The organism is Ruthenibacterium lactatiformans, assembly GCF_000949455.1.
GTDB lineage: Bacteria > Bacillota > Clostridia > Oscillospirales > Ruminococcaceae > Ruthenibacterium > Ruthenibacterium lactatiformans.
This window is the reverse complement of record NZ_JXXK01000036.1, coordinates 1-23,956: the sequence shown is the minus strand read 5'-3', so window position 1 is coordinate 23,956 and position 23,956 is coordinate 1. Positions and strand designations below refer to the sequence as shown.

Genomic DNA, 23,956 nt, shown 5'->3' with positions numbered 1-23,956 from the left:
AAACGCCCTTTTTTGTTCTTTTTCTGTGCGGAAGGCCGCGTCACTCGTTTTCCAGCGCCTCACGGCATTCCTGCAGTTCTGCCGCATGCTCGGGCGGAAGCTTAGGATAGTGGGGGTCGATATCCTCCAGCACGCCCAACACCGCCTCGGAGACCAGATACCGCGTGTACCATTTCTGGTCAGCCGGGATCACATACCATGGACTGTGGCGGGTAGCCGTCTCGTTTACGGCCGCCTCGTAGGCGTCCATATAATCGTTCCAGTAGGCCCGTTCCCGGATATCCGCCTGGGAAAATTTCCAGTTCTTCGCCTCCACCTGGATGCGCTCCAGAAAACGCTCTTTCTGTTTTTCTCTGGAAAGGTTCAGGAATATCTTCACCACGCGGCAGCCGTTTTCGTACAGGTATTCCTCAAAATGGCGGATCTGCCGGTAGCGTTTTTTGAAAAAGTCCGGGTCCTCCAGCACGCGTGCGGGCATTTTGTAGTTTTTTTGCAGCGCATGCACTTTTACCACCAGCACATCCTCGTAATACGAGCGGTTGAACAGCGCCATCTTGCCCCGGGCCGGCAGCGCCTTCATGGCACGCCAAAGATAATCGTGAGACAACTCCTCGCTGGTTGGCTGTTTAAAGCTGTGCACGTCTATTCCCTGGGGATTCACGCAGCCCATCACATGCTTGACAGTGCTGTCCTTGCCTGCGGCATCCATAGCCTGCAGAATGATGAGCACGGACTCCCGTCCATCCGCATACAGCTTGTCCTGCAGCGCCTCGATGCGCCCCAGATTTTTTTCAGTGCGCCGGAGGATATCCTCCTTGTCCACACCGTCTTTTTTCGCGCCGGTATTCATACCGCGCAGTTCCAGCTTTTCTTCACCGTCAAAACGGTAATCCTTAAGGCTCATTTATTTCAGCTCCCTGCCTTTTTTGTGCTGCGCACACGCGCGGCCGCGCAAGCGGCGGGCTTAAGGTTATTATAACACGACGGCGCGAAGCGGCCACAACAAAACCGCGCCTGCTGCGGTTTTGCGTGTTTCAATGTTCTCAAGCCCATGCGCGCCGGCGCATCAGCGTGTGCTGCGCACACGCGCGGCCGCGCAAGCGGCAGGCTTAAGGTTATTATAACACGAACCGCGCAGAGTTTGCATGCCGCCGTAAATTTCACACAAAAAGGCGGCACGGGAATATCCCGCGCCGCCCGTACCGGACTCAGCCGTTTTCAAATTTATCCCGCAGGCTTTTGAAAAAGCCCTTGCGCTGTTCGTAGTTATCGTCCTTGAGCGTATCCTCAAATTTCTTCAGCGCATCGCGCTGGGTCTTTGTCAGCTTCTTGGGGATCTCCACCACGACCTTAACATATTGGTCGCCCCGGCCGCGGCCGTTGACATACTGGATGCCCTTGCCCCGCAGGCGGAACGTGGTGCCGCTCTGTGTCCCTTCCGGCACCGTGTACTGTACCTTGCCGTCGATGGTGGGCACCACCACCTCCGCGCCCAGAACGGCCTGGCTGTACGTGACCGGCACTGTGACATGTACGTCGAAGCGGTCGCGCTCGAACATGGCGTCCGGGCGCACCGTCACGATCACAATCAGGTCGCCGCTGGGCCCGCCGTTGAGGCCCGCGTCGCCCAGACCTGTCAGGCGCATGCTTTGATCGTCGTCGATACCCGCGGGCACCTTTACCTCAACACGCTTTGTGCTGGAGGTCTTGCCGCTGCCGTGGCACTTGGAGCACGGGGATTTGATGATCTTTCCCTTGCCGCCGCAGCGTGAGCAGGGCTGCGAGCTCTGCATTACGCCAAAAGGCGTGCGCTGCTGCACCGTCACATAGCCGGAGCCGTGGCAGTCCGGGCATGTCTCGGGGCTGGTTCCCTTGGCCGCGCCCGTGCCGCCGCATTCAGGGCAGGTGTCCTGCCGGTTGACGCTGACGGTTTTGGTGCAGCCGTGGACGGCCTCCATAAAGCTGAGCACCAGGCTGACGCGAATATCGCCGCCCTTGCGCGGCGCATTTGGGTTGGCGCGGCGCCCGCCGCCAAAGCCGCCGAAGCCGCCGCCGAACAAGTCGCCGAACAGGTCGCCCAAGTCCACGCCGCCGCCAAAGCCACCGCCGAACCCGCCGCCCGCGCCCGCGCCGTAGTTGGGGTCTACGCCTGCATGGCCAAATTGGTCATACCGGGCGCGTTTATCTTTATCGCTGAGGATCTCGTATGCCTCGCCCACCTCTTTGAACTTTTCCTCAGCGGCCTTGTCGCCGGGGTTCAGGTCCGGGTGATATTTTTTCGCGAGTTTGCGGTAGGCGCTCTTGATCTCGTCGTCCGAGGCCGTTTTGGGCACGCCGAGTACCTCGTAATAATCGCGTTTATCTGCCATTGTACTTTCTCACCTTGATTTCTTCAGAAGTGGGCACGCGGCGGTCCGTCTTGGTCCGCCGTGTGCGGCTGAACGCGGGGCCTCCCGTTCAGCTCCCATATTGTAACAGAGGCGCGGCGCATTGTAAAGCCGCGCCCCCGCAAAAGCGGTTTGGGACAGCCGCTTTGCACGGCTGTCCCTCTTCCGCGCACCCGCCGGGGGTGCTTACACTTCCTTGTACTCGGCGTCCACGACGTTGTCGTCGCCGCCGTTGCCGCCGCCCGCGGGCTGGCCGCCCATGTCGGGGCCGGCGGCCTGCCCGGCCGCCGCCGCGTCCTTATAGACCTTCTCGCTGATGGCGTAGAACGCCTTCTGCAGGTCCTCCTGCTTCGCCTTGATGGCCTCGATATCGCTGCCCTTCAGCGCTTCCTTCAGCGCCTCCAGCTTCGCGTTCACCTCGGTTTTCTCGCTTTCAGACACCTTGTCGCCGAATTCTCCCATGGCCTTTTCGGTCTGGAACACCATCTGGTCGGCGCCGTTGCGGATATCCACTTCCTCGCGCTTCTTCTTATCCTCGGCCGCATACTGCTCAGCTTCCTTCACGGCCTTTTCCACATCCTCCTTGCTCATGTTGGTGGAGGAGGTGATGGTGATATGCTGCTCCTTGCCGGTGCCCAGATCCTTGGCGGAAACATTCACAATACCGTTGGCGTCAATGTCAAAGGTGACTTCGATCTGCGGCACGCCGCGGGGCGCCGGAGCGATACCGTCCAGATGGAAGGTGCCTAAAGATTTGTTGTCCCGCGCGAATTCGCGCTCGCCCTGCAGAACGTTGACCTCAACGGAGGGCTGGTTGTCGGCCGCGGTGGAGAAGATCTGGCTCTTCTTCGTGGGCACGGTGGTGTTGCGCTCGATGATGCGGGTGCATACGCCGCCCATGGTCTCAATGCCCAGGGAAAGAGGTGTAACGTCCAGCAGCAGCAGGCCCTTGACGTCGCCGCCCAGCACGCCGCCCTGGATGGCCGCGCCGATGGCGACGCACTCGTCCGGGTTGATGCCCTTGCTGGGCTCGGTCTTCATGAAGTTCTTCACAGCCTCCTGCACGGCCGGGATACGGGTGGAGCCGCCCACCAGCAGCACCTTATGCAGGTCGCCGGGCTGCAGGCCCGCGTCCTTCAGCGCCTGGCGCGTCGGGCCCATCGTACGCTCCACCAGGTCTGCGGTCAGCTCGTTGAATTTGGCGCGTGTCAGCGTGGTATCCAGATGCTTCGGGCCGTTGGCGTCCGCCGTGATGAACGGCAGGTTGATGGCCGTGCTGGCCACGCCGGACAGCTCGATCTTGGCCTTTTCGGCGGCCTCCTTCAGGCGCTGCGCGGCCATTTTGTCCTTGCGCAGGTCCACGCCGTTCTCTTTCTGGAACTCATCGGCCAGCCAGTCGATGATGCGCTTGTCAAAGTCATCGCCGCCCAGATGCGTATCGCCCGCAGTGGCAAGCACTTCGGTGACGCCGTCGCCCATCTCGATGATGGAGACGTCGAACGTACCGCCGCCAAGGTCGTAGACCATGATCTTCTGGTCGTCCTCTTTGTCCGCGCCGTAGGCAAGGGCCGCGGCCGTCGGCTCGTTGATGATGCGCTTGACCTCCAGGCCGGCGATGGCGCCGGCATCCTTGGTGGCCTGGCGCTGGCTGTCGTTGAAGTACGCCGGTACGGTGATGACCGCCTCGGTGACCTTTTCGCCCAGATAGCTCTCGGCGTCCGCTTTCAGCTTGGCCAAAATCATGGCGCTGATCTCCTGCGGGGTGTATTTCTTGCCGTCGATGTCCACTTTATAGTCCGTGCCCATATGGCGCTTGATGGAAGCGATGGTACGGTCGGGGTTGGTGATGGCCTGGCGCTTTGCCACCTGGCCCACCAGGCGCTCGCCTGTTTTGGTGAAGCCCACGACGGACGGCGTGGTACGCGCGCCCTCGGCGTTGGCGATGACGACGGGCTCGCCGCCCTCGATGACGGCAACACAGCTGTTTGTGGTGCCAAGGTCGATACCAATAATCTTGCTCATAACTCTCAGACTCCTCTTTTATCAAAACTCGGTGAATATATGTGGTGATTTCTGAATTTATATCAAAAAGCCTTTCGGCTTTGAGATGTCAGCCTATTCGGCCACAGCCACGGCCGCGTGGCGGATGACCTTGTCGTGGAGCAGATAACCTTTCTGCATCACCTGCGTGACGGTGCCGCTGGGCATGTCGTCGGTAGAGGGCTGCTGCAGCACGGCTGCGTGCAGCTCGGGGTCGAAGGGCTTGCCCTGCGCCTCGATCTCGCTGACACCCATTTTGCCGAACGCCTCGCGGCATTTGTCCAGCGTCATGGTCACGCCCTTTTTATAGCTCTCGTCCGCGGTGGGCGCGTCGGCGGCGATCTCCAGCGTGTCCAGCACGGGCAGCAGCGTGTTCACCGCGAAGCTCACGCCGTTGTCGAACGCGGCATCGTGCTCCCTGGCGCTGCGCTTGCGGAAGTTTTCATATTCCGCGGCGGTGCGCAGCAGCGTGTCTTTCGTTTCGGCCAGCTTTTTTTCAGCCTGCTCCAGCTTGGTTTTCAGTGCGGCCAGCTCGGCATGCGCCTTGCCTTCTGTATGCTTTTCCTTTTTTTCCGTCTTTTCTGCATCCTGCGTTTCAGGCTGCGGTGCCTCGGGCGCCGCCTGCGCGGCGGACGCTTCCTCCTGCGGCGCGGCGGCCGCGCGGTTCACGTCTTTTTCCGTGTCTGCCATGTTGCTACTCCTCCTGCACCCTGCCCGACATGCATTCGCCGAGCAGCAATGCGAAATATTCAAGCCGCGGGATCGTTTCCCGGTAGGGCATGCGCGTTGGACCTACGATGCCGATGGCCCCCGTCAGCCCGCCTCCCGCGAGATAGCGCTTCGTCATGATGCAGAAGCCCGGCATGCGGTACTCGGGCAGTTCGTCGCCCAGCAGCACCGTGGTGCGCTCGCTCTTGGGGCTGACGTAGCGCTTGACGGCTTCTGTGTCGCTGAAGAATTCCATCAGCGTGCGGAAGCTGTCCGCAAGCTCGGCATAATTCAGCAGGTTCTGCTGGCCCTCCAGATATACATTGGGCCGTCCCGCTTCCCGCAGCAGCGTCACCGCCGCCGAAAGCACCGGGTAATATACCGCACTGCCCAGGCTCTGTGCTGCGGTACGCATCTGTTCCTCGCGCACGTCGGCCGCGCTGCGGAAGGTAAGGTAGGTGTTCAGCGCTTGGGACAGCCGCTGGGCGTCGCCGGGCCGCAGCGCGAAATCCAGCTTTGCCGTGCGCGTGCGCACACCGCCCGCATTGGTGACGGCCAGCACCGCCGCCGTGTAGCGGCCCACCTGCATCACCTCATAATGGGCGATGCACAGGTCCTCGCTTTTGGGCGTTGTAGCCACGACACAGTAGCCCGTCAGGTCCGCCAAAGCCCTTGCGGCGCTTTCGGCCAGACGTTCGGGGTCGTAGTCCATCTCGCGGAACAAAAGGTCGATCTGCCGTTTTTCCTCAGCGGGAAGGCGGGCACCTGTATCCAGAAGATTGTCGATGTAGTAGCGGTAGCCCTTGGCGCTGGGCACGCGCCCGGCGCTGGTGTGGGGCTGCTCCAGAAGGCCCAGCTTTGTCAGCGCGGCCATTTCGTTGCGCAGCGTGGCGCTGGACACCGCATGTCCGAACTGTTCGGCCAGCAGACCGCTGCCAACCGGCTCTCCGTCCGCGCCATACAGTGTTACGATCGCTCGCAGCACACGCCGTTTCCGATCGTCCATCGGCACCGCCCACACCACCTTTCCTCTCTTGCTGTTTAGCACTCTATCTGTTCGAGTGCTAAATTTATTTTACAACACTTTTTTAGTATGTCAAGCCCTGCGGGGCAAAATGCGCGAATTTTTTCAACTTTTACAATTTCGTCACAACTGCGGCAAAAACCGCAGCATGAGGGCACGCGGCACACAGGTGTATTCGCCGGAAAAACCGTTCCGGCAGGTTGCTGTAAGCAATGGCCGCGCTTTCGTGCAAACGGTATATTGTCGTTCACTGGCGGACATGATATACTGAAAGCGGAAAGGAACGGAAGCTCACACCGTCCCCGTCGGGGGCATAAAATAGAATAACACATCCCGCAAAACGCTCTGCACGCAACTGTGCCGCCCGGTGCCGGGCGGCCTCAAAAAGGAGGCTTGTTTTCATGCAAATGGACCCTCGTCTCAACTGCGAGTATGAACGCGCATATCCCCGCACCCAGCCGTACAGCCGTCTTCCCTATGACAAGCGCGCCGAAAAGGCCTGGTGGGCGGATTATTACCGCCGGAATCCCACACTGCTGATGCGGCTGGCCCGGCGGCTCAAGGCCGCGCTCTGACGCGGCCATACCACTGCGTACAAAAATTTGACAGGATGCAGAGCCGAAAGCCCGCTTTCAGCGGGCTTTTTGTTTTTGGGCGGGGAAGCGCAGAGCGTCCTGCCTGCGCGAATGTGCCGGAGCCCTTTTCGTTTTTTATATAATGTAGTATACTGGTAAAAACCAAAAACAGGAAAGGCGGCCGGACAATGAAAGCGGACAAAGCATGCATCGACGTGGCGGCGGGGCGCGCCCCCGCCGACCTCGTGTTCAAAAACGTCAACGTGGTCAATGTTTTTTCCGAGGAAATCATCACTGCAGACGTGGCGGTGGCGGGCGGCGTGATTGCGGGCGTGGGAAGCTACCGGGGACGGACAGAACTGGACTGCACGGACAAATTCCTGTGTCCGGGTTTCATCGACGCGCACATCCACATCGAATCCAGCCTTGCCGCGCCCTTTGAATTCGCCCGCGCCGCTACCCGCAGCGGCACCACCACCATTGTGGCCGACCCGCATGAGATCGTCAACGTATGCGGTGCACAGGCCGTACAATATCTGCTGGATGCAACGGAAAACCTGCCGCTGAACGTGTACCTGATGCTGCCCTCCAGCGTGCCCGCCACCCCCTTTGAAACAAACGGCGCGGATTTCACCGCCGCAGACATGGCCCCGTTTATGGCGCATCCCCGCGTACTGGGCCTGGGCGAGGTGATGTGTTATCCCGACGTGCTGGCCGCGCGGCAAACCGTACTGGAAAAGCTGGCGCTGGCCGCGGATGCGGGAAAGCGGGCCGACGGCCACGCTCCCGGCCTTTCTGGCAGAGAGCTGCAGGCCTATGCAGCCGCGGGCATCCGCACCGAGCATGAGTGCACCACCTTTGCAGAGGCCGCCGAAAAGCTGCGCGCGGGTCTGGCTGTGCTGGTTCGCGAGGGCAGCGCTGCGAAAAACCTTTCGGTGCTTGTAAACGGCCTGCTGGACAGCGACCTGCCTGCCGACCGGTTCCTGTTCTGCACCGACGACAAGCATCTGGACGACATTGCCCGGGACGGCCATCTGCGATGGAATGTCCGCCAGGCCATCAGCCTGGGCATGAAGCCTGTCACCGCCATCAAAATGGCCACCTGGAACGCAGCCCGCGAATACGGCCTGCGGGACCTGGGCGCCGTGGCCGCGGGCTATCGGGCCGACCTTGTCCTGCTGGACAGCCTCAAGCAGATGACCGTGCGCGCGGTTTACAAGGACGGCCGGCCCGTGGAGGAGCGCTTTGCAGGCCTTGCCGCCGCCCCCGTACCCGATGCGCTGCTGCATTCGGTACACTTTGAGAACGTGGCTCCTGCCGACCTTGCGCTGCCCGTCGCGGGCCCGGCCCATGTCATTGAGATGGTGCCGTACCAGATCGTCACGCGGCACGCAGTGGAGGAGGTTCCTTCGGAAAACGGCTTTTTCCGGCCCAACGCCGTTTATACCAAACTATGCGTGGTGGAACGCCACGGCAAAAACGGGGGCGTTGCCGTTTGCCCGCTGAAGGGCTACGGCATCACAGGCGGAGCCATTGCCACCAGCGTGGCGCACGACAGCCACAACGTCATCGCGGCGGGAGACAACGACGCGGACCTCGCGCTGGCCATCAACCATTTGAAAGAAATCGGCGGCGGATATGTGCTGGCCGGCGGCGGAAAAATACTGGGCGCGCTGCCCCTGCGCGTGGGAGGCCTGATGAGCACCGCCCCGTGGGAGGAGATACAGGCCGGAGCGGGCGCCATTCTGGAACGGGCAAAGGCCATGGGTATCCCGTACCATGTGGACCCGTTTACCAGCCTTTCCTTTCTGGCGCTGCCCGTTATACCGGAATTGCGCCTGACGGACCGCGGCCTGTTCGACGTAACTGCATTTTCCCTGGTAAAGGACTGATCGGATATGAGTGAAAAAGCACAACGCGCGAAAGCGCTGTTTCTGGAGGGCTATAACTGCGCGCAGGCTGTGGCCGGGGCGTTCGCACCGGAGATGGGCCTTTCGGTAGACGCCGCGGCACGCCTGGCCAGCGGCTTTGGCGGAGGCATGGGACGGATGCGGGAGGTATGCGGTGCGGTAAGCGGTATGACGCTGGCCGCAAGCGCGCTGCGCGGCTACAACGACCCCAAAGCCGGGCCGGAGAAAACCGATACCTACGCGATGATCCAGGAGCTGGCCGGGCGCTTCCGGGCCGAAAACGGCAGCATCATCTGCCGGGAGCTGCTGGGCCTGGCCCGTCCCGAGGGCACACCGCAGGCCGAGGCGCGCACGCCGGAATATTATAAAAAGCGCCCCTGCCCGGAGCTGGTGGCGCTGGCGGCTCAAATTCTGGAGGAATGGCTGGCCGAGCATCCCGCCCGGCTGTAAATTCCGCATTCCCACCAAGTGCGGCAGTTCGTTTTTGATACATTTCACAACAATCAACTTATAAAACGATATAAATTTAACAATAATTGACAATTTGGATGTCTGCACGGTACTATAAAGACAGGGAGGGCTGTTCCTCCACTTTTCAAACAGAAAGGAAGAGTACCATGGCCGTATCCAAACCGCTGCTGCTGCTTGACAACGCATCCATGCTCGCCCTGCTGCATCAGGGCTGTTTCCGTTTACAGGAGATCTCGTTCGAGGAAGTAAAAGCCATCATTGAAATGCACGGCAGCCGTGAGGTCGTCCGGTGCTTTTCCAACGCCGAGATCGAACAGCTGCTGTACAAGCATCTGGACGTTGCCATCCGCAACTTCAATTACGCACCCGTGGAGAACATGGCGGTGGACCAGGACGCCATTGCGTTCCGCCTTTATGTCACGCCGTCGGAGACGCAGCCCAGTATCCGCACGGAGTACGGCAATGAGGCAACAAAGGTCCAGAACCTTTATGTGTACTGCCAGTTTCTCACACGGTTCGACCCCGATGCGGGGCCATCCGCTCAATAAGTTCCCGCCTGCGCCGGAGCCTTTTCGAAGGCTCCGGCGCTTTTCTTTGGCGGGAAATCTGCCGCAGGGAAAACAAAAATTTTTGACGGAGGGATTGACAACCGTCTTTGCATGTTGTATAGTTAGTTACACAAGTAATGAACCACACAACCAAATAACCTTTGGAGGGAAGGAGCGCAGACAATTGAATGGAAACCTGAATGATTCCACCTCCATCTATCTGCAGATCGCAGCCATGCTGGAGGACAACATCGTGCGGGACCTGCTTTTGGAAGAGGAACAGGCGCCCAGCACCAACGAACTTGCAAAAGCGTTCAGCATCAATCCGGCCACGGCGGCCAAAGGGCTGAACCTGTTGGTAGACGAGGGCATTTTGTACAAGAAACGGGGGATCGGCATGTTCGTTGCGGTGGGCAGCAAACAGAAAATCATCCAAAAGCGCAAAGACAGTTTTTTTGAAACATATGTGAGGAGCCTTGTGGACGAGGCGCGCACCCTTGCCATCGGCAAGGAAGAGCTGATGGCCATGATTGAACAGGCCGCGGCGGACAAAACGTAACGGAGGGACAGGGACATGACGAACGGAGTATTGCAGGCCACGGATGTGGTCAAAAGCTACAACAAAAAAGAGGTGCTGCACAGCGTCTCGCTGACCATCGAGCCAGGCAAGATCTATGGCCTCATCGGACGCAACGGCGCGGGCAAAACCACGCTGCTCAGCATTCTGACGGCACAGAATACCCACGATTCCGGCCTCGTTACCTACAACGGGGAGCGCGTGTGGGAAAACCAGAAAGCACTGGACGAGATCTGCTTTTCCCGCGAGCTTTCGCCCATGCTGCTGTTCGGCCAGAACACACTGAAGGTGAAGGAATACCTGCGCGCCGCCGCACTGTACTACCCCCACTGGGACAAGGAGTACGCCGCACGACTGATCGAGATGTTCGGGCTGGACACCAAAAAGAAGATCTACAAGCTCTCCAAGGGTATGATGAGCATGGTCACCATCGTTCTGGCGCTGGCCAGCCGCGCGCCCATCACCATTCTCGACGAGCCGGTGGCCGGCCTGGATGTGGTGGCGCGGGAACAGTTCTACGATGTGCTTCTGGCCGATTACGCCGAAACGGGACGCACCTTCATCATCTCCACCCATATCATCGAGGAAGCCGCGGGCGTGTTTGAGGATATTATTTTTATCGACAACGGCCGTGTCATCGAGACAGGCAACTGCGAAAGCTTCGTGGCCCAGTTCCACTATGTTTCTGGCCGGGACGAGGACGTGGCCCGCGCCTGCGCCGGGCTGCAGGTCATCCACGAAGAGGGCCTGGGCCGCAGCCGCACGGCCTGCGTGCGCGGCAGCCTGGATACGCTGCGCCGCAGCGCAGACGGGCTGGATGTGGATATCAGCGGCGTGACGCTTCAAAAGGTGTTCGTCTACCTGACGGGCGGCCATAAGGAAGGGGAATAACGATGCTGCGTACCGTAAAATATCTGAGCCTGCTGGTAGTGCAGTTCATTGGCGCGCTGTTGGGCGTCGGCGCACTGTTCATTGCATTTTACGCCGTTTCCACGCCGCTGTCCGAATTTGAAAGCGCGGGTTGGCGTATTCTGGGCATGGCCTTCGCCTGCGGGATGATGTTCCCCTTTGTGCTGCAGGCAAGCCTGATCCAGTCTTACATGCCGCTGCCTCTTTCCATGGGCGTTACGCGCCGGGGCTTCTTCGCCGGAGCACAGGCGGCCAAGGTGATGCTGGCCGGAGGCATCGGCGTATGCCTGCTTTTGATCCAGCTCGCAGTAAAATGGATGTTCGGCGTGGACGCCCTGTTCACCGGTACGATGCTGGTGGGGCTGTTTGCCGTGCTGCTCCTCGGCGCGTCCGTTGGTGAAGCGCTGGGTTTTGTCAGCCTCCGCTTTGGGCGTGTGGGCATGATCGTATTTTTCGTACTGATCGTCGGCGGATGTGCGGTGATCGGCGGGATCATCGGCTACGCGGGTGCGGCGGGAGCTCTGGACGGCATGCTGGACGCGATGCTGCGCTTTCTTTCCAATGCGTGGGCGCTGGGCGGCAGCGCCATCGTTTTGGCCGTGCTGTTGGGCTGGCTGGATTGGCTCATGTGCCGCCGCATACCGGTAAAGGGGTGAGCATATATGTTAAAATCGATCAAACGGGAATTCCTGCTCAACCGGAACAGCCTGTGGCAATCGCTGGCTGTTTTGGGCGGAGCCTGGCTGCTTGGCGAGGCGCTTAGCCTGTGTATCATGTATTTCGCTCATGAGGAGGAGTATTTTTCCCTTGGCACTGTATTTGCAGCGATCATGCTGGTGATGTTCGGCGTTATTTTTGCGCTGTACTATTTCTCCTGCGGCTACGAGCAGGCGCTGACGATGAGCTGTACACGGCGCCGTTTTCTGTTTGGGATGTTCGTCACCGTGTGCCTGCAGTTGCTGTGCCTCGTCGGAGGCATAGTGGTTTTGACGCTGCTGGACCGCGGGCTGTATCTGCTGCTTTTCCGCGGCATGCCCATTGACGGGCCGGACCTTCTGCAGCCGGAGGCACTGCGCTGGGCCTGGGTGATTTTGCCGGCAGTTCTCGTCCTTGCCTGCACCGGGCTGTTTCTGGGCGCATGTATCCAGCGCTGGGGACGGCGGGCGCTGTGGCTGCTGTGGGCGGCATATATGGCTGTTTTCCTGTTCGGCGACACCTTCACACGGCTGGCCGAGGGCGCGGGACGCGACACATTGCTGGGCCGTGCGCTGGGCGCGGTGGTGGACGTTCTGGCATTCATCCCCGGCGGTCCGGCGCGGGTGCTTCTGGCGCTTGCGCTTCTTACAGCCGCCACGGTTTCAGGCGCCGCTCTGCTGCTGCGGGGCAGCGTGCGCCAGACAGCATAAGCACAGCGCGGCGGCTCTGCGGCGGAGTGTCAAAAGCGCGCCACATGCCGCTGCTGAAAAAGAGGAGGGCATCTGTGATGCAGAACGGTTTGTCATTCAAAAACACCATGTCCCGGGTGGGGCTTTGCTACTTTGTGCTGATGCTGGTAACACAGGCGCTCCAGCTGGCCGGCATGACACTGCTGGGCAGCCTGCTGGAGACGGGCTGGGGGCTGTGGGCGCTCTCCTATGCGCCGCTGTATTGCATTGCCGTCCCTGTTTTTATCCTGCTGCTGCAAAAACTCGTGCCCGGCACGCCCGGCACGGCGGGCAGCGCCGCGCTGACGGCGGGAGGATGGCTGCGCTGGCTGGTGCTGTGTCTGGGCGTGACGTATCTGTTCAATTTCGTCTCCCTCGGCATCACAGCTCTGCTGGGAATGCTTAAGGGCGGCGCGGTGCAGAACCCACTTGCCCTGATGCAAATGAACAGCAGCCCGCTGGCCACGTTTCTGTTCGCCTGCGTGCTGGCACCCGTGGGGGAGGAGTTTTTGTTCCGCAAGCTGCTGTACGATAAAATCGGCGGATACGGCGTCCGCACCTATGTACTGGTGGGCGCGTTCCTGTTCGCGCTTTTCCACGCCAATCTGTCTCAGCTTTTGTATGCCTTTGTGCTGGGCGCCGTCTTCTGCTACATTTACGCCCACACGGGAAAGCTGCGGTATACCATCCTGCTGCATGTTGCCATCAACACCATCGGCACGATGGCGGCGCCCCTTTTCATACAATACGGAGGGATTTGGGGCACGGCTGCCGTGGGGATACTGGTGCTTGTGAGCATTGCGGCGGGCGCCGTGATTGCGGCGCGCAGGCGCTGGCGGTTTCCCGGTGCAGCACCCGCGGACGGCAGGGAAGGAGAGGGGGCGCAGCGCCCGGCCCACAGCTTTGGCCGTGCGCTGCGCACGCCGGGCATGCTGGCATACACAGGTCTGTGCGCGGCGCTTATTCTTGTGGTCACCTTTTTGACATGAGCGGTCCGTTCCGTGCAAAAAACGGAAAATAACGCGCGCCCCGCCGCATCCCGGTATGCAGCGGGGCTATTTTGTGCTATACTGTGCAATATCCGGGACGGAAAGTCCCGAACTTTGAAAGAAATATGCGAGGTATATCGTTTTGAAATTGATATCGTGGAATGTCAATGGTTTCCGGGCCATCCTCGGCAAGGGCTTCGCGGACATCTTCGAGGGCTTCGGCGCGGACGTCGTCTGCCTTCAGGAAACGAAGATGCAGCCGGGCCAGGCCGAATTTTCGCCGCCGGGCTACCACCAATACTGGTACAGCGCCGAGAAAAAGGGGTATTCCGGCACAGCCGTTTTCACCCGCATGGAACCGCTCTCCGTGCGCTACGGCATCGGCAAAGAGGAGCACAGCCACGAGGGCCGCGCCATCACGCTGGAGTTCGAGCAGTTCTTCCTCGTCAACGTCTATACGCCCAACAGCCAGAATGAACTGGCGCGCCTGCCCTACCGCATGCAGTGGGAGGATGATCTGCGCGCTTATCTGTGCGCGCTGGATACGGAAAAACCTGTGGTCTATTGCGGCGACCTGAACGTCGCCCATCGGGAGATCGACCTGAAAAACCCCAAGCAGAACATCCATTCGGCGGGCTTTTCCTATGAGGAACGCCAGAAAATGACCGACCTTTTAATGAGCGGCTTTGTGGATACCTTCCGCGCGCTGTATCCGGACGCCGCGGGCCGCTACACCTGGTGGAGCTATTTCCGCCGCGCGCGGGAGACCAACGCGGGCTGGCGCATCGACTATTTCATCGTCAGCGAACGTTTGCGCGAAAAAATTGGCGACGCGCTCATTTACAGCGACGTGTACGGGTCCGACCACTGCCCGGTGGGGCTGGTCTTGGATGTGTGACGCACGCATATACTGTACGGCGGGGCGCGCCCCGCACCACGGACGCTGTGCGCCCGGAATAAGGGGGACTTATTTTGCTGGATTATCTTTTCGCGGCGCTGCTGGGCGTCATCGAGGGCATCACCGAATGGCTGCCCATTTCCAGCACCGGCCATCTGATCCTGGCCGATGAATTCATCCATATGTCCACATCGGATGCTTTTAAGGAAATGTTCGATGTAGTCATTCAGTTCGGCGCCATCCTTGCGGTGGTAGTGATTTTCTGGAGCAAACTGTGGCCGTTCCGCATCAACCGGGACGCCTGCGGTTCCGGTGTGTCCGGCCTGGTGGACCGCTACTGCCGCAAGGACGTGTGGGACATGTGGTTCCACGTGCTGGTGGCCATTGTGCCCAGCGCCGTCATCGGCCTGCCTCTGGACGATTGGATGACCGAGCACCTGCACAATCCGCCCGTTGTTTCCGCCATGCTCATCCTGTACGGCGTGTTCTTCCTGCTTATGGAAAGCACCGTGGGCAAGCGCCGCCCCCAGGTGCGGCGCATTGGACAGATCAATTACCGCATGGCTCTGTTCATCGGTCTGTTCCAGTTCCTGGCGCTGGTGCCGGGAACCAGCCGTTCCGGCGCAACGATCCTGGGCGCGATGCTCATCGGCTGTTCACGCACGGTGGCGGCCGAGTTCACGTTCTTCCTGGCCGTCCCCACCATGGCGGGAGCCAGTCTCGTCAAGGTCGTCAAGTTCCTGGCCGACGGCGGCGGCTTTTCCGGCTCTGAAGTGGGAATTCTTCTCACGGGCTGCGCCGTGGCGTTCGCCGTTTCCATGCTGTGCATCCGGTTCCTGATGAACTATGTGAAAAAGCATAATTTCAAGGTGTTCGGCTGGTACCGCATTGGTCTGGGCGCGCTGGTTTTGGCGTATTTCTATCTGCTGAAGCCCGCGCTGTAAGCCTCCGGTAAGCGCAAAAATAAAAGAACGCCCCGTTCCGGCTGAACGGGGCGCTTTTTTGTTACCGTTTTTCTGCAGGCGCAGCCTGCGGGTCCGCCAGAGCGCACTCCAGCGCCGCGATGCGCTGCTGCAGCGCCTTGATGTCCGCGTGCACCACGTCCGGATAGTCCCGCTGGTTCAGCTCCTCGCTGGAACGCGCCACCTTGCTGCCGTTCACACGCACCACGCAAGCCGGAATGCCGATGGCCGTGGCATTGGCGGGAATACAGGACAGCACCACACTGTTGGCTCCGATACGGCTGTTCGCACCGATGGTGATGGGCCCCAGCACCTTGCAGCCTGTGCCGATGAGCACGTTGTCTCCGATGGTGGGGTGGCGCTTTCCCTCATCTTTTCCGGTGCCCCCCAGCGTAACACCGTGGTATAGAGTGACGTTGTTACCGATCTCCGCCGTTTCGCCGATGACGACACCCGCGCCATGGTCGATGAACAGGCCGTCTCCGATGGTGGCCCCGGGATGGATCTCGATGCCGGTGAAGCCCCGCCCCCACTGGCTGACCATACGGGCACAGAACAACCGTCCGTGCTTGTAAAACCAGTGCGACACCCGGTAGAACACCAGCGCGTGAAAGCCCGGATACAGCAGCATTACTTCGACCAGGCTGCGTGCAGCCGGATCTTTTTTCAGCATGGACTTCGCGTCCGCCAAAAGGCCCATTCAAACCCCTCCTCCCGCGCGGCGGGCGATTTTCCCGCGGCACGTTTCTTCTTTTATTCCAAAACTCCGGCCCGGACGGGCCGCCGATGGGTTATAGTATACCATTCTTGTAGTATATACGCAAGAAAAAAGCGCCGTTCCGGCGGAACGGCGCTTTTCTGGTTCAGTCACATTTTCTCCTCCGGCGTCGGCGCAGGCACAGAGGCCCCGGCAGCAGCCTGCGCCTCCAGGCGGCGGTGCACGCCCAAGCGTAGCAGCGCGTGCAGGATACTGCACACCGGCACCGCAAACAGCATGCCCGCAATGCCCCACAGGCTGCCGCCCACCGTGACGGCGGCCAGCACCCAGATGGGCGGCAGCCCAACTGAGGAGCCGACCACACGGGGATAAATGAGGTTGCCCTCCACCTGCTGGAGCACCAGCAGGAAAATCACGAAGATCAGCGCCTGCGTCAGGCTCTCCATCCCGATCATGAATGCGCCCACAATGAGGCCCACCCAGGCGCCGACGATGGGAATGAGCGCCGTAATGCCCACCAGCGCGCCGATCATGGGCGCATAGGGCAGCCGCAGCAGCGACATGCCCAGCCAGCACAGCGTGCCCAGAATGCACGCCTCCGTGCACTGGCCGGAAACGAATTTCGCAAACGTGCGGCTGGCCATATTGGCCACAAAGAACAGGCTGTCCGCCCATTTGCGCGGCAGAAACGCCACGCACACACGGGCCGTCTGGCTTTTCAGCTTCTCCTTGCCCAGCAGGATATACAGCGCGAAGATGAACGCCATGATGGCGTTGAACACGCCGCCCACGATGCCCGACAGTACCGATACCGTGCCGCCCAGCAGATTGCCCGCGCCTTCGGTAACGTAGCTCAGAAGCTTTTTGCCCGTTTCATTCCAGTCGATCTGCAGCGAAGCCAGCCATTGCTCCGCCTGCGGGAACCGGTCGGCCCCTTCCAGCGCCCACTTCTGCGCGGCCGTCAAAAACTCGGGGATGGCCTCTCCCAGCACCGCGAACGCACTCAGCAGCTCCGGCACCACCAAGGCGAACACCGCCGTCAAAATAACAATGATGGCCAGCAGCGAGAGGAGGATGCACAACGGACGGCGCAGCGCCGCCGCGCGTTTGTTTTTTGGATTCTTCAAAAGGTGCCGTTCAAAAAAACGCATCGGGATGTTCAGCACGAACGCCATGCAGAAGCCGAGGAGAAGCGGCCACAGGATATTGAGCAGCCAGCCCGCCGCGTCCGCCAGCAGCGACAGGTTTTGCAGGGCCCAGTAAAAGAATATCGCCGCACCCGCGATGCCCAGGATTTTCAGTACAGTCAGTTTGTCCAGTTTCACAGGAATACTCCGTTTCTTTTTCATTCCAATCGTTTTTCAGATCCATCATACAGCATGAAGACGTGTCCGCAAAACAAAAACGCTGTAAAAATAACACGTCCGCAGCCGGCCGCAAAAAATAAGGACGGATCTTGTCCGCCCTCATTTTATCACGTTTTCAGTACCTCTACAAGCGCTTGGGCCAATGCCGCATGCGCGCTCCGCGTCAGGTGTATGCCATCCAGCGGATGCACTTCCACGCCGGGCACGCGCCCTGCGTCCAGAAAGCGCGCACCCAGCTGCAGAACCACGGGCTCCAGTTCCTGTGCCAGAGCGGCAGCCTTTTCCGCACATCCGCCACCCAAAGCGTTGCGGAAGACCAGACTCTCGTATGCGGGCACAATAGGCGCAGGGCATACAGCCAATATATCGGGTTTATCACGCCATGCATCGGTATCGGCAGCCTTTTTCAACAGGCGTCCAATGCCCTGTGCAATGAGATAGGCATTGCATCCGAACCGTTCCTTCGTATCATTTGTTCCCAACATCACCACCAGTGTATCCAAGGGCGCATGGCTCATCATACAGGGCGTAAGGTAGGAAAGGCCGCACAGCCCTTCGGTGACGGGGTCGTCAAACACCGCGGTACGGCCCGGCAGGCCCTCCTCAATCACGGTCCAGCCCGGCCCCAGCAAAGCCTGTATACGGCACGGATATCTCTCTGTTTCCCCATAGCGGCCGTCCCGCTCCGGGTCGTATCCATACGTGTTTGAATCTCCAAATACAAGTATACGGCGCTCGGTGATATTTTCATAATCCATCACAGTCACATCCCTTTCGTTCTGTGCTTACAGCAGCTTTGCTGAAATGGCTCCTGCCGTAGCCTCGCGGTTCGCCTCCGTCAGGGCGGGATTGGTGCGGCAATATTCATTGAACAGTACGTCGATGATGAACAGCAGACCCATCTTTGCAGCCACGGAACCGGATTGCAGCGGCCCCTCCTTGGAGCCGCACAGCAGGGTCACATTTGCCATCGCAGCGGCAGGCGACTTTGCAAAATGCGTCACCAGGATGATCTTTGCGCCGCGTCTGCGCGCCGGGCGCAGCACATCCAGCATATCCTTTGTCGCGCCGGAATAGGAAAAAAACAGAATCACATCGTCCGGCGTGGAGAGCGCCGCGGCCATGGCCTGCATGTGGGAGTCCTCGATGCACTGGAACTGGGGTGCGGCTGTAATGAAACGCGCCCATGCCTCCATGGCAATGACCAGGCTTCCCCCCTGTCCGAAGCAGTAGACCCGCTGTGCGGCGGAAAGATATTTCACTGCCCGGCCCACGTTCTCCTCGTCGATCTGCGCCAGCGTCTGGCCAATGGCCGCCACGTTCGTGGCATACAGCTTTTTGCACATGTCGGTAATGCTGTCCTCCGGCAGGACCTTTCCATAGATGCCGACCTCGTCATCCGCCGCCGGGGCGCCGCTGGCCTTTGCAAGGGCCAGCTTGAAATCATTGTAACCGGAAAAGCCCAGCGTACGGCAGAACCGTGAGATCGTGGCCTCGGCTACGCCGCATTCCTCCGCCAGCGCCGTGATGGACATGTACTGTGCCTCCACACGGTGCGCGAAGATGTAGTCCGCTGCCTTCCGCCCGGATTTCGTGAGGTTGTTGTATTCACCCGTCATCGTATCCAATACGTCCTTATATTCCACGGGGCGCCTCCTTTTCAGATTTAAAAATGAAAATCTTTTTCATTTATGCTTTCTTTAATTATAAGCATACGAAAGGAAAACACACAAGAGCTTTTCATCAAATTGTAAGAATTTGGCACGATGCACAAAAAACGAAAAGATTTTCATTACAAAAGCAGATTGAAAATGTTTTTCACAAATGGTACTATGAGGACGAAGCAGGACAGGACGCGCCCCGCAGGTACCGGTACGCGGTGCGCGCCGTCCCCAATATATCAAAAACAGGAGGACCACTATGAAAAAGCTGTTCGCCGTCGCTCTCGCGCTGGTTCTGTCCGTCGGCATTTTTGCCGGCTGTAATGCAAGCGGCACATCCTCTTCCGCACCCGTCTCTACGTCGGCCCCGGCCGCTTCTTCTTCCGCTTCCCCGTCGGACGACCCCACCCAGATGACCGCAGAGATTACCTGGTGGGCGTTCCCTACCTTTGGGCAGGAAAATGCCGATGATCCCGCCGGCACTTACGAGCAGAAGATCATTGAAGCGTTCAACGAAAAGTATCCCAACATCAAGGTGAACCTCGAGACCATCGACTTCACCTCCGGGCCGGACGCCATCACGGCTGCCATCGAGGGCAATGCGGCCCCCGACGTGCTGTTCGACGCCCCGGGCCGCATCATCGAATACGGCAAGAATGGCAAGCTGGTGTCTCTGGACGATCTGTTTACCGATGAATTCGTCAAAGATGTGAATAACGACGCGCTGGTCAATGCATGCAAGGGCAATGGCACCGCCTACATGTATCCCATCAGCTCCGCTCCGTTCTATATGGTCATCAATCAGAAGCAGTGGGAAGAAGCCGGCGCTCTTGAGTTTGTCAACCAGGAGGGCGACCGCACCTGGACTACTGAGGACTTTGAAAAAGCGCTGAAGGCTCTGCACGAGGCCGGTGTGAATCCCGGCACACTGTTCTGCCAGGGCCAGGGCGGGGACCAGGGCACCCGGGCCTTCATCAGCAATCTGTACGGAGCCGAAATTGCCAATGCGGACATGACCGAGTATACCATGAACAGCGAAGCTGGCGTCAAGGGCCTGGAAACTGCGCAGAAGTGGATTCAGGACGGCCTTTTGGGCAACGGCGTTGCCTACAACGGAGGCAGCGATATCGAGCTGTTCAAGACAGGCAGCACCTCTTTTACACTTTGCTGGGGTACCTCCACGCAGCTTGTGAACCAGGCCACGCTGGATGAGAACGCTATCACCACGCTTTCCCTGCCGTTCCCCTCCGACGACGGCGTGCCCGCGCTGGAGTATCTGGTCAACGGCTTCTGTGTGTTCGACAACGGCGATGACACGAAAGCTGCCGCAGCGAAAGAGTTTATCAAATTTGTATGCGACGACGAGACCTGGGGCCCGAAGAACGTTGTGCGCACCGGCGCGTTTCCCGTGCGCGCCAGTTTCGGAGACCTGTATGCGGGAAATGAAGAGTATAAACTGCTGTCCGGCTGGACGAAATATTATGCTCCGTATTACAACACTATGGACGGTTTTGCCAACATGCGCACCGAATGGTGGAACATGCTGCAGGCTGTCACCAATGGCGACGACGTCACCGCTGCTGTAAACGCCTACGTGGAAAATTCCAACGCGGGTATGGCATAAACCACAAACCGGACGCCGCAGCCCCGCCGTCAGCGGGGCTGCGCGGCGGATGTGCGAAGGCGAACCGGACCGCATACAAAGGTTTGGTTCGCTTTCTGCATACCACGGCCGCGCGCAGCGGCACATATTTTCCCGCACGGCCTCCCGTTTTCAAGGGCCGGCTCAACTGGTAAAAGGGGGAATCTTTTTATGGCGCACCGCAATCCGGGCAAGGCGGATGGACGCAGCCACGCACTGCGCCGCCACGACAATATCGTCGGTTATCTTTTCATGCTGCCGGCGCTGCTGTTTTTCTGCTGCTTTATCATCATTCCCATGCTCACAGGCTTTGTTACAAGCCTGTTTGATTACACCATGAAGACCCCGGTCTCCATGGAGACTTTCGTGGGCCTGCGCAACTACGCAGAGCTATTCACCACGCCCACGTTTTACCGTGCGTTGCTCAATACGCTGCTCATCGTTGTGGTTGCGGTTCCCACCGTCACCGCGTTTTCGCTGTGGGTGGCTTCCGCCATCACGCCGATGCACGAGGCACCGCGTTCGTTTTTTCGCTGTGTGTTCTATCTGCCCGCGGTCACGGGCACCGTGGCGGTCGTGGTCGTGTGGAAATGGATGTTCGATGCTTATAACGGTATTTTTAACTGGGCTCTCAAATCTCTGGGGGTCATCGATCAGAATATCATGTGGCTCGGCGATGCGCGTTTTGCCATCTGGTGCATTATCCTCATCCTGTTCACCACTTCGGTGGGGCAGCCCATTGTGCTGTACGTAGCGGCATTGGGCAACGTGGACCGATCCCTGGTGGAAGCCGCCGAGGTGGACGGCGCCACCAAGCTGCAGACCTTCTGGAAGATCAAATGGCCCTCCGTCATGCCTACGACACTGTATGTGGCCATCATTACCACCATCAACAGCTTTCAGTGTTTCGCACTCATCCAACTGCTCACTTCCGGCGGACCGCAGCATTCCACCGACACGGTGATGTATTACTTATATACCAATGCTTTCACGCTGTACCGTTATGGGTATGCAAACGCCGTAGGTGTGGTATTGGCCATTATCATTGCGCTGTTCAGTGTTCTGCAGTTCAAAACGATGAACACCGGCGTGGAATATTAAGGAGGGGAAAGCGCAATGGAAAAAAATAAAAAAGCCTATACAGTTTTTGCGTGGGCGGCGCTGTGCCTGCTGGCTTTCACCTTCATCTTCCCGCTGTATTGGATCGTGACCGGCTCGTTTAAGCTGCAAACGGCGACGGTCCAGCTGCCGCCTCAATGGTTCCCTGCGGAGCCCACGGTGGCAAACTATGTTAAGTTGTTTAAAAACCCGGCGGGCCTTTGGCTGTGGAACAGTGTGTTCCAGGCCGCCATGGCCACGCTGCTGACATGCTTTACCGCTTCGCTGGCGGGCTATGCATTGGCGAAAAAGCGATTTACGGGCGCAAAATTCATTTTTGCCCTTTTCGTATGCGCCATGGCACTGCCAAAGCAGGTGGTGATGGTGCCCCTGGTGCGCATTATGGCGGCCATCGGGCTGTACAATACCTCATGGGCCGTCATCTTTCCCACGGTCGGCTGGCCGTTCGGCGTATTTTTGATGAAACAGTTTTCCGAGACTCTGCCCTCCGAGCTTCTGGAGGCCGCGAGAATCGACGGCGCTGGCGAACTGCGCACCTTCTGGGATATCGTGTTGCCCATCGTCAAGCCCGGCGTAGGGGCGCTTGCCATCTTCACCTTCGTCAATACCTGGAACGATTATTTTATGCAGCTCATCATGCTCAAAAGCAGCGATGCCATCACGGTCTCACTGGGCATTGCCCGGCTGCAATCGGAGTTCGCGACGAACTACGGGCTGATGATGGCGGGCGCCACATTGGGCGCAGTACCCATCGTTGCAGTATTCATCTGCTTCCAGAAGTATTTTACGCAGGGCATCACCATGGGCGCCGTCAAGGGATGACGGCCGCCTGCACATATCCGGCGGCGCGCTGTTTGCCCTGTGCCGCCCCATTGAGAGAGGAACGATTTTTATGAGAGAGCCTGAAAAATATTGCGGCGTCATCCCCGCGTTCTATGCCTGTTATGACGACGCGGGCGAGGTGAGCCCCGAACGGGTGCGCGCGCTTGCAGAGCATCTGATTCGAAAAGGCGTCAAAGGCGTTTATGTGGGCGGCTCATCCGGCGAATGTATTTACCAAAGCGTAGACGACCGCAAGCGCACGTTGGAAAATGTGATGGCGGTAGCCAAAGGGCGCATCACGGTCATCGCACACGTGGCGTGCAACAACACGCGGGACAGCGTGGAACTGGCGCGCCATGCCGAGAGCCTGGGAGTAGACGCCATCGCAGCCATTCCGCCCATCTACTTTCACTTGCCGGAATACGCCATCGCCGATTACTGGAACGCGATGAGCAACGCCGCACCCAACACCGACTTTGTGATTTATAATATCCCGCAGCTTGCGGGTGTGGCGCTGACGATGCCCCTGTTTGAGGAGATGCGCAAAAATCCCCGTGTCGCGGCTGTAAAAAATTCTTCCATGCCGGTGCAGGATATCCAGATGTTCAAGGCTGCGGGCGGCGAGGGCTTCGTGGTGTTCAACGGTCCCGATGAACAGTTTGTGGGCGGGCGCACGATGGGTGCGGACGGCGGTATCGGCGGCACCTATGCAGTGATGCCGGAGCTGTTTTTGAAGGCCGATGCGCTTTTGCGAACAGGCGAGGTTGAAAAAGCCTGTGCCGTCCAGTATGATATTGATGCGATCATCTACGCCATGTGCGCCTGCCGCGGTAACCTGTATGCGGTAATGAAGGAAATTCTTCGCCTGCGCGAGGGCCTGATTCTGGGAGGCGTGCGCGCGCCGCTGCCGGGCCTCGGGCCTGAAGATATGCCCCAGGTAGAAAAATGTGCGGCGATGATAGACGCGGCCATTGAGCGCGCTGCCGCTTTATAACGCTCCCCCTTCCAGTCCCGGACGCAGGGCACGGGCGGCGGCCCTGCCCTGCACCGGGGCTTTTTGCATTGGGAACGCCCTGCATACCAGGGTTCATGAACCGCACACGAAAAAGCCGGTGCCCGGTGGGCTGCGGCGCTTATTGAGCGGAGAAGCCGCAATGCGGACTTACAGCAACGGCGCATCTGCGCCGGAACGGCAAGGAGTGAAC

Annotated in this window: 24 protein-coding genes; 15 read left to right on the top strand and 9 right to left on the bottom strand. The window is 59.4% G+C overall.

The features are described 5' to 3' along the window. Nucleotides 1–40: 40 nt before the first annotated feature. From TQ39_RS17070 to hrcA, 5 genes are all read right to left on the bottom strand, one after another. Nucleotides 41–904 carry a polyphosphate kinase 2 family protein gene (locus TQ39_RS17070; RefSeq protein WP_009323419.1) on the bottom strand — a complete coding sequence of 288 codons (864 nt, stop codon included), beginning with the start codon at nucleotides 902–904 and terminating at the stop codon, nucleotides 41–43. Nucleotides 905–1,208: 304 nt separating this feature from the next. Then, entirely contained in the window at nucleotides 1,209–2,369 is a 1,161-nt protein-coding gene (dnaJ, locus tag TQ39_RS17065; protein ID WP_009323420.1) for a molecular chaperone DnaJ, read from the bottom strand. A gap of 204 nt (nucleotides 2,370–2,573) precedes the next feature. After that, nucleotides 2,574–4,409 carry a molecular chaperone DnaK gene (dnaK, locus tag TQ39_RS17060; RefSeq protein ID WP_009323421.1) on the bottom strand — a complete coding sequence of 612 codons (1,836 nt, stop codon included), beginning with the start codon at nucleotides 4,407–4,409 and terminating at the stop codon, nucleotides 2,574–2,576. Nucleotides 4,410–4,502: 93 nt separating this feature from the next. Next, nucleotides 4,503–5,117: a nucleotide exchange factor GrpE gene (gene grpE, locus TQ39_RS17055; protein WP_050006417.1), complete on the bottom strand. Its 615-nt coding sequence runs from the start codon at nucleotides 5,115–5,117 to the stop codon at nucleotides 4,503–4,505. 4 nt (nucleotides 5,118–5,121) lie between these two features. Further along, complete coding sequence (gene hrcA, locus TQ39_RS17050; RefSeq protein WP_009323423.1) at nucleotides 5,122–6,141, bottom strand: heat-inducible transcriptional repressor HrcA; 1,020 nt, start codon at nucleotides 6,139–6,141, stop codon at nucleotides 5,122–5,124. Between the two features lie 419 nt (nucleotides 6,142–6,560). Here hrcA and TQ39_RS21060 point away from each other — a divergent pair, with 419 nt between their 5' ends. The 11 genes from TQ39_RS21060 (at nucleotide 6,561) to TQ39_RS17000 (ending at nucleotide 15,404) form a co-directional block, all read left to right on the top strand. Next, nucleotides 6,561–6,734 (top strand): hypothetical protein, encoded by a 174-nt coding sequence (locus tag TQ39_RS21060; RefSeq protein WP_009323424.1) that lies wholly within the window; start codon nucleotides 6,561–6,563, stop codon nucleotides 6,732–6,734. 188 nt (nucleotides 6,735–6,922) lie between these two features. After that, entirely contained in the window at nucleotides 6,923–8,626 is a 1,704-nt protein-coding gene (gene ade, locus TQ39_RS17045; RefSeq protein ID WP_050006416.1) for an adenine deaminase, read from the top strand. Between the two features lie 6 nt (nucleotides 8,627–8,632). Continuing rightward, nucleotides 8,633–9,094: a C-GCAxxG-C-C family protein gene (locus TQ39_RS17040; RefSeq protein WP_009323426.1), complete on the top strand. Its 462-nt coding sequence runs from the start codon at nucleotides 8,633–8,635 to the stop codon at nucleotides 9,092–9,094. A gap of 167 nt (nucleotides 9,095–9,261) precedes the next feature. Next, nucleotides 9,262–9,663: a hypothetical protein gene (locus TQ39_RS17035; RefSeq protein ID WP_050006415.1), complete on the top strand. Its 402-nt coding sequence runs from the start codon at nucleotides 9,262–9,264 to the stop codon at nucleotides 9,661–9,663. Nucleotides 9,664–9,847: 184 nt separating this feature from the next. Then, nucleotides 9,848–10,222: a GntR family transcriptional regulator gene (locus tag TQ39_RS17030; RefSeq protein ID WP_082052331.1), complete on the top strand. Its 375-nt coding sequence runs from the start codon at nucleotides 9,848–9,850 to the stop codon at nucleotides 10,220–10,222. Between the two features lie 15 nt (nucleotides 10,223–10,237). Continuing rightward, nucleotides 10,238–11,131 (top strand): ABC transporter ATP-binding protein, encoded by an 894-nt coding sequence (locus tag TQ39_RS17025; RefSeq protein WP_009323429.1) that lies wholly within the window; start codon nucleotides 10,238–10,240, stop codon nucleotides 11,129–11,131. A gap of 2 nt (nucleotides 11,132–11,133) precedes the next feature. Then, nucleotides 11,134–11,805 (top strand): hypothetical protein, encoded by a 672-nt coding sequence (locus TQ39_RS17020; RefSeq protein WP_009323430.1) that lies wholly within the window; start codon nucleotides 11,134–11,136, stop codon nucleotides 11,803–11,805. 6 nt (nucleotides 11,806–11,811) lie between these two features. After that, a complete protein-coding gene (locus tag TQ39_RS21305) occupies nucleotides 11,812–12,555 on the top strand; it encodes a hypothetical protein (protein ID WP_050006414.1) in 744 nt (247 codons plus the stop codon). A 77-nt stretch (nucleotides 12,556–12,632) separates the two neighbouring features. Continuing rightward, a complete protein-coding gene (locus TQ39_RS17010) occupies nucleotides 12,633–13,562 on the top strand; it encodes a CPBP family intramembrane glutamic endopeptidase (protein ID WP_050006413.1) in 930 nt (309 codons plus the stop codon). Nucleotides 13,563–13,704: 142 nt separating this feature from the next. Next, the gene (locus TQ39_RS17005; RefSeq protein WP_009323433.1) at nucleotides 13,705–14,460 is read left to right on the top strand and encodes an exodeoxyribonuclease III; all 756 of its coding nucleotides are present in this window, start codon (nucleotides 13,705–13,707) and stop codon (nucleotides 14,458–14,460) included. 74 nt (nucleotides 14,461–14,534) lie between these two features. Next, a complete protein-coding gene (locus TQ39_RS17000) occupies nucleotides 14,535–15,404 on the top strand; it encodes an undecaprenyl-diphosphate phosphatase (RefSeq protein ID WP_050006412.1) in 870 nt (289 codons plus the stop codon). Nucleotides 15,405–15,465: 61 nt separating this feature from the next. Here the strand turns inward: TQ39_RS17000 and epsC are convergent, their stop codons facing one another. The 4 genes from epsC to TQ39_RS16980 form a co-directional block, all read right to left on the bottom strand. Then, nucleotides 15,466–16,122, bottom strand: coding sequence for a serine O-acetyltransferase EpsC (gene epsC / locus TQ39_RS16995; protein ID WP_050006411.1), 657 nt, complete (start codon nucleotides 16,120–16,122; stop codon nucleotides 15,466–15,468). Between the two features lie 167 nt (nucleotides 16,123–16,289). After that, the gene (locus TQ39_RS16990; RefSeq protein ID WP_009323436.1) at nucleotides 16,290–17,465 is read right to left on the bottom strand and encodes an AI-2E family transporter; all 1,176 of its coding nucleotides are present in this window, start codon (nucleotides 17,463–17,465) and stop codon (nucleotides 16,290–16,292) included. Nucleotides 17,466–17,614: 149 nt separating this feature from the next. After that, nucleotides 17,615–18,265 (bottom strand): SGNH/GDSL hydrolase family protein, encoded by a 651-nt coding sequence (locus tag TQ39_RS16985; RefSeq protein ID WP_009323437.1) that lies wholly within the window; start codon nucleotides 18,263–18,265, stop codon nucleotides 17,615–17,617. 27 nt (nucleotides 18,266–18,292) lie between these two features. Continuing rightward, nucleotides 18,293–19,153, bottom strand: a complete 861-nt coding sequence (locus TQ39_RS16980) for a MurR/RpiR family transcriptional regulator (protein ID WP_069955773.1) — start codon at nucleotides 19,151–19,153, stop codon at nucleotides 18,293–18,295. A 274-nt stretch (nucleotides 19,154–19,427) separates the two neighbouring features. On the opposite strand from TQ39_RS16980, the gene TQ39_RS16975 reads away from it, so the two are divergent. From TQ39_RS16975 to TQ39_RS16960, 4 genes are all read left to right on the top strand, one after another. Next, nucleotides 19,428–20,792 (top strand): ABC transporter substrate-binding protein, encoded by a 1,365-nt coding sequence (locus TQ39_RS16975; protein WP_050006410.1) that lies wholly within the window; start codon nucleotides 19,428–19,430, stop codon nucleotides 20,790–20,792. A 189-nt stretch (nucleotides 20,793–20,981) separates the two neighbouring features. After that, nucleotides 20,982–21,911, top strand: coding sequence for a carbohydrate ABC transporter permease (locus TQ39_RS16970; protein ID WP_050006409.1), 930 nt, complete (start codon nucleotides 20,982–20,984; stop codon nucleotides 21,909–21,911). Between the two features lie 15 nt (nucleotides 21,912–21,926). Further along, the gene (locus tag TQ39_RS16965; RefSeq protein ID WP_050006408.1) at nucleotides 21,927–22,751 is read left to right on the top strand and encodes a carbohydrate ABC transporter permease; all 825 of its coding nucleotides are present in this window, start codon (nucleotides 21,927–21,929) and stop codon (nucleotides 22,749–22,751) included. 70 nt (nucleotides 22,752–22,821) lie between these two features. Next, nucleotides 22,822–23,745, top strand: coding sequence for a dihydrodipicolinate synthase family protein (locus TQ39_RS16960; RefSeq protein ID WP_009323442.1), 924 nt, complete (start codon nucleotides 22,822–22,824; stop codon nucleotides 23,743–23,745). Nucleotides 23,746–23,956: the final 211 nt, after the last annotated feature.

Bases quoted from the DNA above. Each gene is read 5' to 3' on its own strand.
- TQ39_RS17070 (WP_009323419.1), bottom strand. From the start codon at position 904: ATGAGCCTTAAGGATTACCGTTTTGACGGTGAAGAAAAGCTGGAACTG.
- dnaJ (WP_009323420.1), bottom strand. From the start codon at position 2,369: ATGGCAGATAAACGCGATTATTACGAGGTACTCGGCGTGCCCAAAACG.
- dnaK (WP_009323421.1), bottom strand. From the start codon at position 4,409: ATGAGCAAGATTATTGGTATCGACCTTGGCACCACAAACAGCTGTGTT.
- grpE (WP_050006417.1), bottom strand. From the start codon at position 5,117: ATGGCAGACACGGAAAAAGACGTGAACCGCGCGGCCGCCGCGCCGCAG.
- hrcA (WP_009323423.1), bottom strand. From the start codon at position 6,141: ATGGACGATCGGAAACGGCGTGTGCTGCGAGCGATCGTAACACTGTAT.
- TQ39_RS21060 (WP_009323424.1), top strand. From the start codon at position 6,561: ATGCAAATGGACCCTCGTCTCAACTGCGAGTATGAACGCGCATATCCC.
- ade (WP_050006416.1), top strand. From the start codon at position 6,923: ATGAAAGCGGACAAAGCATGCATCGACGTGGCGGCGGGGCGCGCCCCC.
- TQ39_RS17040 (WP_009323426.1), top strand. From the start codon at position 8,633: ATGAGTGAAAAAGCACAACGCGCGAAAGCGCTGTTTCTGGAGGGCTAT.
- TQ39_RS17035 (WP_050006415.1), top strand. From the start codon at position 9,262: ATGGCCGTATCCAAACCGCTGCTGCTGCTTGACAACGCATCCATGCTC.
- TQ39_RS17025 (WP_009323429.1), top strand. From the start codon at position 10,238: ATGACGAACGGAGTATTGCAGGCCACGGATGTGGTCAAAAGCTACAAC.
- TQ39_RS17020 (WP_009323430.1), top strand. From the start codon at position 11,134: ATGCTGCGTACCGTAAAATATCTGAGCCTGCTGGTAGTGCAGTTCATT.
- TQ39_RS21305 (WP_050006414.1), top strand. From the start codon at position 11,812: ATGTTAAAATCGATCAAACGGGAATTCCTGCTCAACCGGAACAGCCTG.
- TQ39_RS17010 (WP_050006413.1), top strand. From the start codon at position 12,633: ATGCAGAACGGTTTGTCATTCAAAAACACCATGTCCCGGGTGGGGCTT.
- epsC (WP_050006411.1), bottom strand. From the start codon at position 16,122: ATGGGCCTTTTGGCGGACGCGAAGTCCATGCTGAAAAAAGATCCGGCT.
- TQ39_RS16985 (WP_009323437.1), bottom strand. From the start codon at position 18,265: ATGGATTATGAAAATATCACCGAGCGCCGTATACTTGTATTTGGAGAT.
- TQ39_RS16975 (WP_050006410.1), top strand. From the start codon at position 19,428: ATGAAAAAGCTGTTCGCCGTCGCTCTCGCGCTGGTTCTGTCCGTCGGC.
- TQ39_RS16970 (WP_050006409.1), top strand. From the start codon at position 20,982: ATGGCGCACCGCAATCCGGGCAAGGCGGATGGACGCAGCCACGCACTG.
- TQ39_RS16965 (WP_050006408.1), top strand. From the start codon at position 21,927: ATGGAAAAAAATAAAAAAGCCTATACAGTTTTTGCGTGGGCGGCGCTG.
- TQ39_RS16960 (WP_009323442.1), top strand. From the start codon at position 22,822: ATGAGAGAGCCTGAAAAATATTGCGGCGTCATCCCCGCGTTCTATGCC.